The organism is Lysinibacillus sp. GbtcB16, from assembly GCF_019091145.1.
In the GTDB taxonomy this organism is placed as follows: domain Bacteria; phylum Bacillota; class Bacilli; order Bacillales_A; family Planococcaceae; genus Lysinibacillus; species Lysinibacillus fusiformis.
Genome location: NZ_JAGXJV010000001.1, coordinates 1,148,861 through 1,166,069, shown reverse-complemented (window position 1 = coordinate 1,166,069; position 17,209 = coordinate 1,148,861). Strand labels below are relative to the sequence as shown.

At 39.8% G+C, this 17,209-nt stretch carries 14 protein-coding genes; 1 reads left to right on the top strand and 13 read right to left on the bottom strand.

The annotated features are described in order from the left end of the window. The 10 genes from KVT27_RS05615 to KVT27_RS05570 all read right to left on the bottom strand — a co-directional run bounded on the left by KVT27_RS05615 (position 1) and on the right by KVT27_RS05570 (position 10,534). Entirely contained in the window at positions 1-933 is a 933-nt protein-coding gene (locus KVT27_RS05615; RefSeq protein WP_217580911.1) for a S66 peptidase family protein, read from the bottom strand. Next, a complete protein-coding gene (locus KVT27_RS05610; protein WP_254636052.1) occupies positions 930-1,883 on the bottom strand; it encodes an ATP-binding cassette domain-containing protein in 954 nt (317 codons plus the stop codon). The genes KVT27_RS05615 and KVT27_RS05610 overlap by 4 nt, the downstream gene beginning before the upstream one ends. Next, on the bottom strand, positions 1,870-2,943 hold the full coding sequence (locus KVT27_RS05605; protein WP_217580909.1) for an ABC transporter ATP-binding protein: 1,074 nt from the start codon (positions 2,941-2,943) through the stop codon (positions 1,870-1,872). Before KVT27_RS05605 ends, KVT27_RS05610 begins: the two co-directional genes overlap by 14 nt. Continuing rightward, entirely contained in the window at positions 2,936-3,910 is a 975-nt protein-coding gene (locus tag KVT27_RS05600; RefSeq protein ID WP_036146382.1) for an ABC transporter permease, read from the bottom strand. The genes KVT27_RS05605 and KVT27_RS05600 overlap by 8 nt, the downstream gene beginning before the upstream one ends. Next, positions 3,910-4,854, bottom strand: a complete 945-nt coding sequence (locus KVT27_RS05595) for an ABC transporter permease (protein WP_036125095.1) — start codon at positions 4,852-4,854, stop codon at positions 3,910-3,912. Before KVT27_RS05595 ends, KVT27_RS05600 begins: the two co-directional genes overlap by 1 nt. A gap of 83 nt (positions 4,855-4,937) precedes the next feature. Next, on the bottom strand, positions 4,938-6,767 hold the full coding sequence (locus KVT27_RS05590; protein WP_254636051.1) for a peptide ABC transporter substrate-binding protein: 1,830 nt from the start codon (positions 6,765-6,767) through the stop codon (positions 4,938-4,940). Positions 6,768-6,966: 199 nt separating this feature from the next. After that, positions 6,967-7,761, bottom strand: a complete 795-nt coding sequence (locus KVT27_RS05585; RefSeq protein WP_217580907.1) for a M55 family metallopeptidase — start codon at positions 7,759-7,761, stop codon at positions 6,967-6,969. Continuing rightward, the gene (locus tag KVT27_RS05580) at positions 7,758-8,552 is read right to left on the bottom strand and encodes a M15 family metallopeptidase (protein WP_254636050.1); all 795 of its coding nucleotides are present in this window, start codon (positions 8,550-8,552) and stop codon (positions 7,758-7,760) included. The genes KVT27_RS05585 and KVT27_RS05580 overlap by 4 nt, the downstream gene beginning before the upstream one ends. 223 nt (positions 8,553-8,775) lie before the next feature. After that, positions 8,776-9,834 carry a DmpA family aminopeptidase gene (locus KVT27_RS05575; RefSeq protein WP_036125088.1) on the bottom strand — a complete coding sequence of 353 codons (1,059 nt, stop codon included), beginning with the start codon at positions 9,832-9,834 and terminating at the stop codon, positions 8,776-8,778. A gap of 1 nt (position 9,835) precedes the next feature. Further along, entirely contained in the window at positions 9,836-10,534 is a 699-nt protein-coding gene (locus tag KVT27_RS05570) for an aspartate/glutamate racemase family protein (protein WP_217580906.1), read from the bottom strand. 187 nt (positions 10,535-10,721) lie between these two features. Here KVT27_RS05570 and KVT27_RS05565 point away from each other — a divergent pair, with 187 nt between their 5' ends. Continuing rightward, positions 10,722-12,116, top strand: a complete 1,395-nt coding sequence (locus KVT27_RS05565; protein ID WP_217580905.1) for an alanine/glycine:cation symporter family protein — start codon at positions 10,722-10,724, stop codon at positions 12,114-12,116. A 44-nt stretch (positions 12,117-12,160) separates the two neighbouring features. Here the strand turns inward: KVT27_RS05565 and KVT27_RS05560 are convergent, their stop codons facing one another. The 3 genes from KVT27_RS05560 to KVT27_RS05550 all read right to left on the bottom strand — a co-directional run bounded on the left by KVT27_RS05560 (position 12,161) and on the right by KVT27_RS05550 (position 17,144). Further along, complete coding sequence (locus tag KVT27_RS05560; protein ID WP_036146390.1) at positions 12,161-14,122, bottom strand: methyl-accepting chemotaxis protein; 1,962 nt, start codon at positions 14,120-14,122, stop codon at positions 12,161-12,163. A 364-nt stretch (positions 14,123-14,486) separates the two neighbouring features. After that, positions 14,487-16,166 carry a methyl-accepting chemotaxis protein gene (locus KVT27_RS05555; protein ID WP_150907797.1) on the bottom strand — a complete coding sequence of 560 codons (1,680 nt, stop codon included), beginning with the start codon at positions 16,164-16,166 and terminating at the stop codon, positions 14,487-14,489. A gap of 156 nt (positions 16,167-16,322) precedes the next feature. Then, positions 16,323-17,144, bottom strand: a complete 822-nt coding sequence (locus KVT27_RS05550) for a hypothetical protein (protein WP_036125078.1) — start codon at positions 17,142-17,144, stop codon at positions 16,323-16,325. Positions 17,145-17,209: the final 65 nt, after the last annotated feature.

The following is a 17,209-nucleotide window of genomic DNA, read 5'->3' as shown; positions in this document are numbered from 1 at the left end:
CTACCTAACAACACGAATTCGGTGATTGTCTGCATCCATTGTAATGGTTCTTCCTAAAGGCAGTGACATCGTTGGTAAACAATGTCCACACGTGATCCCTGAAATAATAGGTTTGTTAATAGGCACTAGAATTTCCTCAAAGATCGTTTGTAGCGATAAACTTTGCTCGGGCTTTTGTGGATTTTCAGGTCCACAATTTGTCCATGCTCCCAATAAGATACCTGCTACGTCATCTAATTTCCCCGCCAGTTTTAATTGCGTTAACATCCGGTCAACTCGTTGCTCACTTTCATCAATATCTTCTAAAAATAGGATTTTTCCTTTTGTATCAATTTCATAGGGTGTACCAAGTGATGCAGTCACTAATGTTAAATTGCCCCCAATAAGTGTACCTGTAGCACTACCAGCTACGAACTTGGACATTGGTTGGTCTACAGGATTTTCTAAGTCATACTCCTCTACCCCTACCGCCATTATTTGCTGGCAGAAGGATTGCCATGTGTAATCGTCCATCTCCTGCCTAATAAATTCAGTCGATGGCATTGGTGTATGGTACGTAACAAAGCCACTAAGCTGGTTGAAGGCTATATGTAGAGCAGTCACATCACTATAGCCTACAAAGACTTTAGGATTCGCCTTAATTACCTCAAAATCTAAAAGCGGTAAAATTTTAGTAGCCCCATAGCCGCCGCGAACACAAAAAATACCGTCAATCGTTGGATCTTGAAACATTCGATGAACATCCGCTGCCCGCTGATCATCAGTACCTGCTAAATAACCATGTCGCGCGTGACACGTCTCTCCTACAACCACCTTCAACCCAAGCTTTTCAATACTGGCTATAGCTGGCTGTAATCTATCGGGTGGAGTAGCACCTGAAGCACTTATTAGACCAATTGTGTCACCTTTTTTCAATGCTTTTGGACAAATCATTCATTTACCTCCCGTTTCAATGAAGTACGATAAACCGTTAGCTCTTCTTCATTAGCTAAAATAAAATGGCCATCCTCAATTTCCACAAATGACGGAGGACTGTCCGCATAACGATGTTGTGTTGGATCATATATCTCTACAACTTTCTCTCGCTCCTTATAAGGATTTGGCTCCGGTACAGCTGATAACAATGCTCTCGTATACGGATGAAGCGGATGGGTAAAAAGCTGTTCTGTTGCAGCTAGCTCGACAATTTTCCCTTGATAAATGACGGCTGTCCGATCCGTGATAAAACGGACAACGGATAGATCATGAGCAATAAATAAAAAGGTTAAATGATTTTGTCGTTGAAGATTAGCTAATAAATTCAACACCTGTGCCCGAATGGATACGTCCAAGGCGGATATTGGCTCATCAGCAATAATAAATTCTGGTTCCATCACTAAAGCACGAGCAATGCCTATACGCTGGCGTTGACCACCCGAAAACTCATGAGGAAATCGATTCGAAAATTCCGGAAGTAGACCAACATTTATTAATGCCCTGCGTACCTTTTCTTGCCGCTCTGCTTCATCTTTATATTTTTTGGAAGGGTATAGTCCTTCCGCCACTATATAATCAACCTTGGCACGTTCATTGAGCGACGCCATCGGGTCCTGAAAAATCATTTGGATTTTCTGCGTAATTTCCCTATCCCAATCTTTTGGAATTTTCCCATGAATAGTTTTGCCATGATACAAAATTTGTCCTTCGGTGACCTCGTTGATGCGCATAATAGACCGACCAATCGTTGTTTTTCCTGACCCCGATTCACCTACTAAACCAAATGTTTCGCCTTTAAAAATATGAAAACTGACATCATCGATGGCCGTAAACTTATGCTTCCCCTTACCAAAATTGACGGTTAAATTTTTCACTTCTAGTACTATTTCTTTTTCACTCACTAGCATACTGCCTCCCCTCTGCAAAAAAGGCTTGTAAAGCAGCAGGAGGTTCTACCTTTGGAGCAAGCGGATCTAATAACCATGTTCGTGCATAATGCGTGTCACTAACCTGAAAAAAAGGCGGGCGCTCCATAAAATCGATTTTCAGCGCATATTGATTGCGCGGCGCAAAAGCATCCCCCTTTATTTCCTGAAAAAGATTGGGCGGCGACCCTTTGATCGAATACAACGCTTCTCCCTTAGAGCCGAGCTGCGGCAGAGAGGAAATAAGGGCCCATGTATATGGATGCTTACTATTAAAGAAAATTTCATGAGTTTTCCCAACCTCAATTACATCACCCGCGTACATGACCGCAATACGGTCAGCCACCTTGGCGACCACACCTAAATCATGCGTAATATAGACGATCGTTAAGCCATACTTAAGTTGAAGATTTTTTAATAGCTGTAAAATTTGTGCCTGTATCGTTACATCTAGAGCTGTTGTTGGTTCATCACATATTAAAATATTTGGCTTACAGGCAATCGCGATCGCAATGACAATACGTTGGCGCATACCTCCTGAAAATTCATGAGGATATTGCTTATAGCGTTTTTTCACATCATGTATTCCAACATCTATAAGTAGTTTTAATGTTTCTTCATAAGCCTCCTTCCCCTTTAAGCCTTGATGCAACACCACACATTCCTCAATTTGCTTACCAATCGTTTTAAGTGGATTTAAAGATGTCATTGGGTCCTGCGTCACCATCGCTATTTCCTTCCCTCGTATATGGAGCCATTCTTGCTCTGTCATAAATTGTCCTAGATCCTGTGCTTGGTAAATGATTCTGCCCTGCTTAATGCTGCCATTTTTGTCGAGCAAGCCCATAATAGACTTCATTAGCACAGATTTGCCCGAGCCCGATTCACCAACAATCGCTAGACTTTCCCCTTTATATAAATCAAGAGAAATATCTCGAATTGCAGTTAAAACACGACCACGTAATGTGAATTGAATAACTAGATTTTGGATAACTAATAGGCGTGATTTTTTAGGTGTCACTGATTCCATCTCCTTATACATGGTTTTTCGGATCTGCTGCATCAGCAAAGGAATTACCAATTATATAAAATGCAATAGTAATAACACTTAACACTATGCTCGGGAAAATTAGCTGATATCGTAAGTCTGGCGACATCATGAGCACACGCCCTTCATTAATTAAATTACCTAAGGACGGTTCACTAATTGGCAGCCCTAAGCCAATATACGTTAAAAACACCTCTGCCCCTATAGCAAAGGGAATAGCTAGACTCATACGTAACATAATGACAGAAATTAAATAGGGTAATAGATTTTTTACAATAATACGGTAATCAGGTGTCCCTAGACATTTAGAGGCTAAGTTGTATTCACGGTCCCGCAAAATAACAATTTGATTGCGAATAAATCTAGCCATTTCCACCCATCCAGTTATACACATGGCGATAATAATCGTTGATATACTTGGTCGCAAAATATAAGACATTAAAATGAGTACAATGGTTGTTGGAATATTATCAACAACGTTATACAGCTGTGTAATAGGCACCTCTAGCTTTCGCGAAAAGCCCCATAGTGTACCAACTGTAATCCCAACCACAGCTTCTACTAGGGCAACTACACAGCCAATAAATAAGGATGTCCTTGTCCCCGCCCAAATTCGTGACCATAAATCCTGCCCAATTGAGTTTGTACCAAACCAAAATTCAGCATTGGGGGTAATATTACGTGCCTGCATCCCCGTTTGCTCGTCTAGGTAAATTTCCGTTGGTGATTTTTGTACTGGTAAATACGGCTGAAGGATCGTAAAGCCCACAATAATAAGCACGCCTACTAATAAAAAAACAGCTAGTCGATTTTTCAAAAAGGATTGCCATGTAGATCGCCAATATGAGTAATTAGAATGACCGGTTTCTTCTGCTTGTCGCGCATCAACTTCCGCAAATTCAAACAATGTTTCCCGTGATTTATTAGAAATATTATGAATTTCATTCGAATACATGCCCATTAACGTACTCCCCCTCCCTTGCCCAGTTTAATTCGAGGATCAACAAGTGCCATGGCAATATCCCCTAAAATAAGTCCGATAATACCAAGGGAGGAGAACACCAGCACTAAGCCTTGAACAATCGTATTATCCTGTCGTTGAATCGCATCAACGAGTAAGCCCCCCATCCCTGGAATGGAATACAAAGATTCGATATAAATGGAGCCAGTAATGGTAAACAAAATGGTTGCAGGTAAATATTGCGCCATTGGGATAAAGGCATTTCGCAAAACGTGCTTGAACATTAATGTTCGTTCCTTTACTCCTTTAGCCCTCGCTAGTTTAATATAGTCCTTGTTCAATTCATCCACCATATAACGCCTCATCCACATCGCGTAGGAGGCTGTAGGAGCCAACGCCATAGAAGTTAGTGGGAGAATCCATGTAATCGGTCTATACTCATCAAAGAGCATCGGTAATTGAAAGAGATCTGTAATATACATTTGAATCACTAAATAATAAACGGCTGCAGGTACAGCAACGACAAAAACAATATAGCCTGTCCCAAGTCGATCGAGCCAACGCCCCTTACGATAGGCCATCATAATACCTAGCGGCACACCAATTAGGAGTGACAGGACAACGGCCCCTAACCCAAAGAGTAGTGAATACATAATTTTGTCCGCAATAATCGTTGTAACAGGTACATCTGTACGATAGGTCACCGATTTCCCGAGATCCCCTTGTAATAATTTCGTGTAAAAGTTTCCTAGCTGAATAAGCAATGGATCTCGTAATCCTAAATTCGTTAAATAAATTTCTTGCTGAGCAGGTGACATTTTATCGGCTGCCGCCCCTAAATATCCTTCCTCTGGCATTAATCGTAATAACGAAAAAACAATTGTAATAATAATAAAAAGGGTTAACACAGATTGTAAGAGTCGTTTTCCTATATATTGCAACATCGCGCCATCCTCCTATGTCAAAAAGACTAAAGGAGATGCCGACTGTTCCTTTCGGTATCTCCTTTTTCATCTACGAGCCCCTACTACTTTTTAGCATTCGCTAAAGCGTCAGCACGCTCTTGTTCCCACTGAGCAAGCGCTTTCTTAAATTCATCATTACTCATTGGCTTTTCCAATACTTGCTGACCTTTAAATTTCTCGGCTGTCACACCAAATGGTGAATACTGTGCCTCGAAAGGGTTTAATTTGGATGCAACATAGCCACTACCTCCAACGGAATATGGAATCACAAAGGCTTCTTCAATTAAAAAGGCCTCTGCCTTTGCAAATAGCTCGTAGCGTTTTGCCACATCAATTGTTACCTTTGCTTCATCCACAAGGTTTTGATACGTCGTTTTTCCATTGGCTTCTGTGTAACCCTCAGCTAATTCAGGTTTATTATAAGTACCGTCCACTGTAAATGGATCTGTATACGTGGATGGATCTGCATAATCTGGGCCCCAGTTTGCTTCTAAAAGTGCAAATTTCCCAGGACGACGCACCTCAGATAAAAAACCTGTCGCTGGACCTGCCTCTACAATAATGTCGATATAATCTGTCCCCAGTAATTTTTCAATTTGCTGCTCCACTACTTGAGAACGATTTGCCCAGTCTGGACTACCCGCATTATATGGCAATAACACTTTTACAGGGAATGTAGCTTTACCCGCTAATGCCACTTTTGCTTTTTCTTTGAATTCAAGTGCTAGTTCTTTATTAAAGGAATCTTCATTGGAAATAGTTGCAAGTGGCGTTAATTGTGTGTAATCTACTCCTGCTACATCTACAAAGTTTTTTGGGGTAATCGTGTTGCTCAGCAAATCGGCTGGATTATAAGGCTCCACCGTTAACATGGCGGAAACACGGTCCAGTGCATGGAATATTGATTTTCGGAAATCTTTGTTGTTGACGGCGATCTTCCAGTTATCTGGTTCATATTCTGCGTCAAATTGTGGGTTAAAGTTGAGAGCGTAGAAGTAGGTATAGAAGTTATTTTGTGTTTGACGAACTTGAGATTTTTTCTTATCATCCTTAAACCATTCATCAATAATAGAAGTAGGAATACTAGCGGAATCAATTTCTCCACGTAAAAACAGTTCGGGTGCTACCGTTGCAGCTTCTTTATTATATCTATAGCGGATACGATCAATCAGTACTTTGTCTTGATCCCAATACGTATCATTTTTTACAAGAACACGCTCATTTTGCGGCTCAAATTTATCTAAAATATAAGCGCCATTATAAAGGAAATTTTCACGCGTTGTTCCAAAGTCTGCCCCTTTTTCTGCAATGAACTTACCATTCACTGGGAAGAAACAAACGTAGTTTAACATAGAAAGAAAATAAGGTGTTGAAGCTTCTAAAGTATATTCTACTGTATGTTCATCCAACGCCTTTATGCCTACCTGCTTGAAATCTGTCATTTCACCGTTATAGAATGCCTCTCCATTTTTGACGACTGTCGCAATCCAGGCTGTGGAGGATTCATTTTTGGCATCAAGGACATACTGCAAACCGTCCACAAAATCCTGTGCAACTACATCCGCATATTTCTTCCTTTCATGTGTCACCCATTTGGCATCATCACGCAGCTTGAAGGTCCATACGGTTGCATCTTCATTTGCCGACCATTCTTTCGCTAATCCCGGCTGGACTACCCCGTATTTATCATACTCAATAAGACCATCTACCATATTCGCCGCCACCGCAAATTCATTTGTTTCAGACGTTTTTAAGTAATTTAATGTTTTAATTTCCCCTGAATATACCACACGATATTCCGATGCTTTTTCACCCGATTTTTCATCATTGCAGGCTACACAAAACAATACGACCAAACATACGAAAAGCCACCAATATTTTCTCACATGCATCCCCCTAGTCATCTTTTTATAATGAAAATCCTATTGGAAGGACCGATGTCATGACCTTCAATAGGATTTTTCAAACATAAGCTAGGTCCCTCTATATGGACCCTCTCTCTATATACGAATCCAAAATTACTCATTCCACATGACAACAGCGTGTCCTATTGGCTCACACGCTCTAAGCAAAAGCTCATCATCCTCACAGTCAAGTTAAAAATTGTAAAATACGTAATACTTCATAAAAATCGCCTGTGAAAAATTCTACTGTATTATGTGGTTTAAATGTGGCATTTGGATAAAAGGAATTACGATAGGCACGTGTATGATCTCGATAGATGATTTCTACCATAAAGCGTTCTGGTAATGGTACCTGAATATGTTGACGTGGCACCTTCATCGAGGAAGCTACCAGTCGCTTTGTTTCCATAAGCGTTAGCTTCGGGCTGACACTAATAGTTGCATTCCCTACTCCTTCTTTGGTCGCGAAGGTCACAATGTTTTTATTAACGGCATGAATTTCTTCGGTCAAGCCAACATCACCACTGACAAATGAAACAGGAACACCATGTAATGCTGCTGCATACGTATTAATTAAAAATTCACTCGCATACTCACCATTTATTTTGACATCAGCATACGTGCAAAGTGTATGGGCTAGCGGATTACGCTCGCTTCCCCCTTTACTGTGATAGCCAATAAAAATCGCACGATCAAAGCTTTGATCGAGACCCGCTACCATACACATCGGATCGTAAGTCCAGCCACGGATTACCTTACAGTTGATAGGTAAATTAGAAATATCGAGATTGCGTGCTGAATCGTGCGCATCCTTCAATAGTATTTCTGTTGCTCCACCCGCTATCGCCCCTTCAATGGCCGCTTCTACTTCTCGAGTCATTTGTTTTTGAAAAAATTGATAGTCAGGTGTATTTAACTCCGTTTCACTCCATGTAGTTGTACCCGTAATGCCTTCTATATCGGCGCTAATATAAACTTTCATTGATACCGAATCTCCTTTATTTCATGATCATGTATCGTTACCTGAATGGCTCCATAACAGGCTGTTTTAGCTTGAACTCGTCTCGCCCACGCCATATTATGGAAATCGTAATGCCACCATTCCTCTCCATAATTACTCAAGCCTACTTGTGTCATACAGTTGTATAATAAACGTCGATGTTGACAAGCCTCTGGATTCTCGTTTAGGTTATGTTCAAAATAGCGTGTAGCTGATTTTTCATTCATTTCATCAAAGGCTGTACCGAGATCCAAAGCTTTCCCTTGTCTATCAGCAAGAGTTAGATCAATAGCACCACCTGTTAAATGGGGTGCCAAATGAGCAGCATCTGCGCTTGGCATTGCGACATACTTTTTGGTTGCCTGCAGTAATTCTTGTTCTGTGGCGTGTGGCATAATGTGCGCCAATTGCTGTGAAAAATAATTAAATAAATACTGTTGAACTTGGAATGGGCGATAGCCGTCATAGAGGAGCAGGCTATACTCCTTCGGTAATAGTGTCAAAGCATGCTGCAAGCGTTCAACTACACCAGCACGTACATAAATGGCTCGTAAACTATTAGGAATCTTTTGCTGATAGTAGATAGGCTCTATAAAAATTCTTTTATGTGCAGCTGTAATCTGTATTAGAGGCTCTTGGCTTTCCCTAACAGATGGGCTCTCAGGAGAGTTTCCATTTGAAGCCGTTCCAATCGGTTGAAAGAGGTTTACAATACTAGAACACCTCCGTTGAATTATTGGATAATTCAGTTTTTTTAAAATGAATAGTATCATATCTCTCTATCATTGACTAGATAAAAATACAATTATTACAAAGTAATGGCTATTCTCTTATAATGATTCAAAATTCAGCAAAAAATCGTCGAAAAATCTCCTTTATCCTCTAGTTAAGAATTTATTCATCTCATGACCCACACATGCTAAAAAAATTATGAATCTTATGTACTTACGCAAAAAAGGCTATTGAAACATTGTCTATGTCTCAATAACCTTTTCGCTATGCCTTTTGAAATGAGTAGGCTTCAACTTGATGTCCATTGCGACCAATTGTTGTTTGTGCCTGAGCTAGTGAATTGAGAATAGCTTCCTCAGTTGCCTCTGCCGCAGCTACAAATAACTGATTCATAACGGGATGATCCTCACGGAGCTGTATTCTTGTTTCTACAAGTTGTTCAGACATATGTGGGATGTTATGTGCAGTTGTAAAGCCTATCACAATGTCTCCACTGCCATGTGAGTAATGACTACCTGTCCGACCTAAACCTATCCCACAGCGTTTAATGACTCTCTTCAATTGACGACTACTAAGTGGAGCATCTGTAGCAAGGACTATCATAATCGACCCATCTGTAGGAGCGAGAGTCGAGGCACATTGGTTTATGGGAGCAACATAACGTTCCGCTAAAAATTCAGAACTATGACCAAAATTACTAAGCACCATGCAGCCCACCGTATAGCTAATTTCATTTTTATCGACTTTGACAATACGAGAAGAGGAGCCAATCCCTCCTTTATAGCCAAAGCACATCATCCCTTTTCCAGCGCCAATGGCTCCTTCCTGCGCTGTATTCGGAGAGGCATTACTGATGGCTTCTAGGGCATGCTCAGCTGTTACTGAACATGCTCGGATGGAATTTAAATAACTATCATTGCATTCGCCCACAACAAGATTTATGGTGCCAGTCGTATGCCCAATGTCCTGATTCATGTCGAGCATATATCGCAATGTTCCCTGCGTAACCGCTGGTACCCCAAATGTATTCGTGAGCATTATCGGTGATTCGATCACACCTAGCTCATTCACCTGTACGAGTCCAGTTGTTTTGCCGAAGCCATTTAACACATAGCTAGCCGCTGTAACTTTGTGCTGAAATAAATTTCCCCCATGCGGTAAAATAGCTGTGACTCCTGTACAGGCGTAACCACCTTCATGATCTAGTGACTCATCCAATGTGACATGTCCTACTCGTACCCCAGCAACATCAGTAATACAGTTTTTCTGCCCAACCGGTAATGTACCCACTTCAATGCCAAATTGTCTTACCTTTCCCTGCATACTACGTTTCCTCCTGAATCGCCATCGACACAGCTGCCTGTGCATGAATAGCCGTTGTATCAAATACTGGAACATCGATATCCTGCTGTTGTATAAGTAAGCCAATTTCGGTACAGCCAAGAATTATGCCTTGCGCTCCTACCTGCACAAGGTCATGGATCACTTGGATATAATAGGACTTCGAATTTGGTACAATGCTCCCCAAGCATAATTCCTCATATATGATCCGGTTTACTTCCATACGTGAGTGGTAATCTGGCACAATAACGTCTATTCCATACCCCTCTACCCTCGACTTATAAAATTCCTGTTCCATTGTGTACATAGTTCCAAGGAGCGCTATTTTTTGTAGCCCAGCCTCTTTTATTTGGTTAGCTGTGGCATCTGCAATATGTAAAATAGGGATGGTGATGGCCTCCTCAATAACCGCTACGACCTTATGCATCGTATTTGTACAAATAACGATAAAATCTGCCCCTGCGCGTTCAAGTGACTGTGCGGCTTGAGCTAGTACGAAGCCAGCTTTGTCCCATTGTCCCCTCGCTTGAAAATGCTCAATTTGCTGGAAGTCAACGCTATACAAAATACATGTGGCAGAATGAAGGCCCCCAAGCTTTTGTTTGACCTGTTCATTTAGAAGTCTATAATATTCGGCTGAGGATTCCCAGCTCATCCCACCAATCAATCCGATTGTTTTCATCATCCAATCTCCTTCCTTTTATTCTATTATTATACGCGTTTGCAGAATAAAAATAAGAGAATTTTCGGAATTTAACATCACTCTAATAAAAATCAAAATTGTATTATAATTCATTATATTAGAAAAGTTGCTTTTTCATAAAAAAACAGTGTAGACTAAAGCGTACTATGAAAGGAGGAAACAACTTATGGAATGGATTTCAAATATTGTTGATAGTGGAAATAATATTTTATGGACATATATCCTGATTATCTTACTATTAGCTGCAGGACTATATTTTTCATTTGGTACAAAATTTGTACAAATACGTCTTTTCCCTGAAATGTTTCGTCTGATTGTCGAAAAAAGAGAAGGCGATTCAGGGGTTTCGCCGTTCCAAGCCTTTACGATTAGTGCCGCTTCACGTGTAGGCACTGGGAACATTACAGGTGTTGCCTTAGCCATTGGTGTCGGTGGACCAGGTGCAGTATTTTGGATGTGGATTATTGCTATATTAGGAATGGCAACAGCCTTCATTGAAAGTACATTAGCACAGGTCTACAAAGTAAAGGATGGCGATACGTTCCGAGGTGGACCTGCCTATTACATGGAAAAAGCGTTAGGTCAAAGAAAACTAGGTATTATCTTTAGTATTCTATTAACACTAAGTTTTGGATTTATATTTAATGCAGTGCAATCTAATACAATTGCCACTTCAGTTGGGGAAGCATTTGATATAAGTCCAAAGCTCATTGGCATCTTACTAGTAGCACTAACAGCATTAATTATTTTTGGTGGTGTACAAAGAATTGTAAAGGTAACTCAAGTTCTTGTACCGGTTATGGCCATCTTCTATTTACTTGTAGCCCTTTTTGTTGTGGTGACAAATTTATCAGAAATACCAACTGTGTTTAAATTAATTTTCACACATGCATTTGGTCTACAAGAAGCTGCTGGTGGAGCAATTGGAGTTGCGATAATGCAAGGGGTTCGTCGTGGTCTATTTTCCAATGAAGCTGGGATGGGTAGTGTGCCAAACGCAGCAGCCACTGCCAATACCTCTCACCCTGCTAAGCAGGGGCTTGTACAAAGCTTAGGTGTCTTTTTCGATACGATTATGATTTGTACAGCAACTGCCTTTATCATTATTTTAGCTGGTTTATATGATAAAGGTGAAAGCGATGGTATTATTTTGACGCAAAACTCTCTAGCTGTTCATGTTGGAGATTGGGCTCCTTATTTTATTGCCATTTCCATCATCTTCTTTGCCTTCAGTTCGATCATCGGGAACTATTACTATGGTGAATCTAATATCGAATTTATGAATGCCCATAAAGGTTGGATGATTATTTATCGTGTTTTAGTGCTAGTCATGGTTATGTTTGGCTCCGTAGCACAAGTTCAACTTGTATGGAATTTAGCAGATTTGTTTATGGGGCTCATGGCTCTCATCAATATAGCTATCATCATGATTCTCGGTAAAATTGCCTTCCTTGTATTGGATGATTTTACTGGCCAACGCAAAGCAGGTAAAAATCCTGTCTTCTATGCCAAATCAATTCCGACATTAAAAAATACAGATTGTTGGGAAGAAGATCGATAAAATAGGAACGCCCTTCCATTTAATGAATGGAAGGGCGTTTTATTTTAATATTTAAACTGGCTAATGAGTTGTTTTAATTCATCGGCCATATGTGCAAGTGCTTGTGCCGAGGCGTTGATTTCTTCCATTGATGCTAATTGTTCCTCTGTTGAGGCTGCAACATCTTCAGAAGCGGCAGCATTGCCTTTGGCTGAGAAGGCCAAATCTTCCGTCACCGCTGCTACCTCTTGTACGCCAGCAGACATTTGCTCTGAGGCAGAAGAAACCTCTTCCATTTTCGGTGTAATTTCATTCATACTATTCCTAATTACTTGGAATTTCGTAATGGCTTCATCAGAAATATGTAAACCACTTTGAACATCCTCCGTTACCTTAGCCATAATACTAACAGACTGCTCTGTTTCTTGTTGAATCCCACGTATTAGATCAAATATTTGTTTAGCCGATTCCTGTGATTGCTCAGCTAGCTTACGAACTTCATCTGCGACAACCGCAAAGCCTTTTCCATGCTCCCCTGCTCTTGCTGCTTCAATAGCGGCATTTAAAGCCAGTAAATTAGTTTGATCCGCAATGCTTGTAATAACATCTAAAATGGATGTAATTTGCTGTGAACGCTCATGTAAGGTTTGAATTTTAGCATTAGAATCTGCAACAGATAAATGAATAGACTGCATTTGATCCTTTGTATTTTGGACAGCTTGTCCGCCCTCATCTGCCTGTAATGTCGCATGCTGTGAAAGGTCCGTCACAGCAGAAGAAATTTCAGCAATATGAAGAATGGCTGTTGAAAGCTCATGTAATGATTCTGCATTTTTATTGGCACTAATCGTTTGACCATCTGCACTTGACGCAACATCTTGAATAGAAATAGCGACTTTTTCGGTTGCTATACTTGTTTGATTCGCATTAGCTGTTAGCTCTTCAGCAGACGATGCCACTTCCTCTGCATTTTGTTCAATTTTTTGAATAAGCGTCCGCAAACTTTCCTGCATATCGTTAAAGGCTTGTCCTAATTGCCCTATTTCATCTTTCGAAGTTATTGTAACAGTCTCTGTCAGATCACCTTTACTGATCGTAACGGCGCTATCTTTTAATGCTTTAATTGGTTTAATGACAGCCTTCATCACGAAGTAGAAGATTATAGAACTAATAACGACAGCGGCAAGCAGAACTAGGATGGTATGAGATAAAATCGATGAAGCTGATTCATCAATTTCCTTAGAAAAGATCGTACCTGTGATTTTCCAATTGGTTACCTCATTCGTCGTATAGAACAAAATACGATCATCACCGTTAAAGACGTATTCATAGGTGCCAGAGGGACTTTCATACATTTTATCGAGGAAACTTTCTTTGAGCTTGCCACCCGCTTCTAATGTAGGATGTGAAATGACCAGATTGTCCTCTCCAAAAATAGAGGGATACCCATTTTTCCCAATTCGAATGGAATCTGCAATTTTTTGAAGGTTTGTTAATTTAATATCAATAGCGACAACCCCTGAGCGGTCCTTGATTTGTTTAGCAACCGTTACAACCATATCACCAGTTCCTGCATCCTTATAAGGGTTAGTAATTAAAGTTTCACCTTTTAAAGCAGTCGCTTGTTTATACCAATCTCGATCTAATGGATTATAATCCGCATCATTCAATTTTGGTACCTGAGAAAACGAACCATCATTGGTTCCAACATAAATACTTAAAACGTCTGGATTAAGCTGTCCATACTGCTTAAACTTCGATTCTATAGATGCTTGTGATTGCTTAAATTGCTGTGCATCTATCTCACTACTAAACACTTGAATGTCATTCATCTTATCAGTAATAGTTTGATCGATAAGCTTATTTAAAATGCCTACACTTTCATTGGCACTAAATAAGATTTCTTCTTCTATGGAATCTTTAGCTGATAAATAAGATAAACTACCTACAGATATAACAGGAATTAGTAATACTAGCGCAAATAGCGTATAAAGCTTGCCCTTAAAACTGCTAAATATTTTCTTCATATATTATTCTCCTTTTGTTTCTTGAAGTGAAAAATATCACTTGTCAGCCTGATATTTGCTACAACCATTCCCACTCTGTATCTGTTTTACATCTCTCCCATAGCTTTTATCGGATGAAATATTATTTTTCAAACATATTTATGATTATTCTATTATTCAGTCTTTACAGATAACTATAAATCCCTGTAATTGTCAGTAAGAACAAACTATTAGCCCATCACTTCCTAATCATAACTACATGATAAATGGCAACTATTGATCCTGATTCTATAGGAATTTGAGCTTGCTGAAATGATTGGAAAGTAAAAAAAGAGGAGGTGTCTAATAATCTATTGGACCATTAGACATCTCCTTTATCATGAGCTTAATATTTAAATGTTTGTATGGATTCCTGTAGATCGATCGCCATTTTCGCTAAATGGGTGGAAGCTGCCGCTACTTCCTCCATCGCCGCATTTTGCTCTTCCGAAGAAGCGGCAACGCTTTGCACATGACGGCTTGATTTCATAGATACTTCGCCTATGTAATCAATCTCTTGGACCAGCTTTTCAATATCTTGATGGATAGTACGAATAGCTGCGGTAACTAATTCCGTTTGTGCTTGTACATCCGTAATGGCATCATCAATTTGTATAAAATTATCTCTTGCCACATTGACCTTATCACGACCTACATGCACCGAATCATTGCTATTCACCATATCTTCTTCAATTATTCTTGTACTATCAGTAATTTGTGCTACTACTTTTTCAATTTCCACTGCTGCAAGATTCGACTCATCTGCTAGTTTACGTACTTCCTCAGCGACAACGGCAAACCCTTTCCCATGTTCACCGCTTCGGGCTGCTTCGATGGAGGCATTGATTGCAAGTAAATTGGTCTGTGTCGCAATACTTTTAATGACATTCACAGCTGCTACAATGGCTGCTGAATTATCATCTAAATCTTGGACGCGCGTATTTAATTCACTCGTGTTGGCTGAAATTTCATCCATCTGTACCGTGGCATCATGGACGGAAGAACGACCTAAACTCGCCATATTTTTCGTTTCGACGGTTGCATCATTAACGTTTTGAATGCTAGTGGAAATATCATTCATTTTCTTCAAAATATGGGCCGATAAATTTCGTACATCGCCTGTTAACGTATCCTGCTCATCAATTCCTTGTGCAATGTCTTGAATTGATTCAGTGACGACTTCCGTTGCCTGTGTAACCTCCAAGCTACTAGCCGTTAGCTGCTCAGAGGTAGCGGCTACTTGCTCAGAGGAATCTCCAACTTGCTTCATCATTTGGCGAAGTTTTTCTGACATGCTATTAAATGACTCAGCTAGATGTGCAAATTCATCCTTTGTTTTGAATTGTAGATGAGCGTGTAAATTCCCCTCCGAGAATGTATCCATTTCTCTGACTGTTAGCTGGATGTTTTTAGCAACTCTTCTACCAAATGCAGTAGCAATAATGATGCTAATGAGGAGAGAAATTGCCGCCAATATCATTATTTCAATACCACTTCTTTCCCCTTTTTCCTTAGTCGCCTCAATATGTGCTAGCATGTCCTCCTGTTGTGCAGTAGCCATTGTCTTACCAAAGACTACAAGCTTCAAAGAGCCCTCCCCTAAAATCGGCAAGGCTACTTGCTGAGCCTGTTCTATTTCGCCGCGTTTATAAAGCGGAATAATCTGTCCATCTATCGCCTTTTCCCAATCATCAAGCTGTTGTAAAAATTGCTCAAAATCTTGATTGCGAGCGCCTATTTCTTGGAGGCGATTAATGGATGTATGTAAGGTATTGCGTATTTCATGATGATTGTTCAACATTTCTTCCTTACCATATAATATATATCCTCGAATAGCTGCATTTGCACGCACAGTTTGGAACGAGATATCTTGATATAGATGGATTAATTCCGTATTGTCTTCGATTTCAGCTAGTGTCTTATTATTATTCGTTAAGAAATACATAGCAATGGCTGTAATCATTAATAAGAAGGCTAGCACTATACCAAAAGCCATTTGTAGTTTACGTTCCACAGTTAATCTCATATGATTCCCTCAATTCTACTGTAATCACCATTGAGTATATCCTACCTAAATCTATTATCCTACAGAATATGTACCTTTCCTCACAAAACATCGCTAAAATTTAACAATAATGCAAACTCCACCTGAAAACTATTGACAATAATATCCACTATTTCGCTAGTTGAAATAAGAAATAATCCATTGAAAGCCATGGAGATAAAACAAAAAGAGCAGGAGAAGCAGGACCATTTTCATGAAAAGCTCTCTTTTTTCAACATATTCTCGAATACCTGATGTAAGCATCATGACACTTAATAATAATAAGCTATGCTGAGCCCCATATATTTGCATCGAAATGGTGATGATTAATGGTAGGATGATAGGAAGCAGAAAATCAGCAGTCAGTCGCTTCCCTTTCTGTTTGATTAATTTTGTCGGAGTAGTTTTCGATGTACCTCCTATTAATTTCTTTGCAAGCAGATAAGCTATACTAAAAAATAAAATAGTATAAATAATAAATAATAACAACGGCATTCGGCTTTCTTCATTCAACCAACGAAAATAACCTACCACTTCTGCTGTTGGCAGTTGATAATACTGCATCGTTTTTTGATCCATGAGGAATAATTGTTCATCCTCGACCATCACCTTAATGGCCATCTCCTTACCATTATCGAAGCGTATATATAAATCACTTGTTGGGGTAGGTTGGGCGGGTCGACTGATAGGGACTTTCTTAGTCCGTAAAGCTTGTTGAAGGTGTTCTGTATCTTTTACCTCATAACGGTTAAGGTAGAACACTTGCTTTAATGGATATAAATATTGCTCCTTGCCATCACTTCCAGACATATACCATGCCTGTTGGATAGTTTGAAATTGACTATACGGAAGAGATACTAGTTCGTCTCTTTGCCTCTCATTGTCCAAAAACAGTAAGAGGGTGATGAGGCTTAACGTCATGCCAAGTAGTAATGTAAGTAAATGTCCAACCCGTTTCATAGCTACAACTCCTTTAACCTTTACATATATAGTAATTATTGTAATATACGGTTTACTCATCCAAT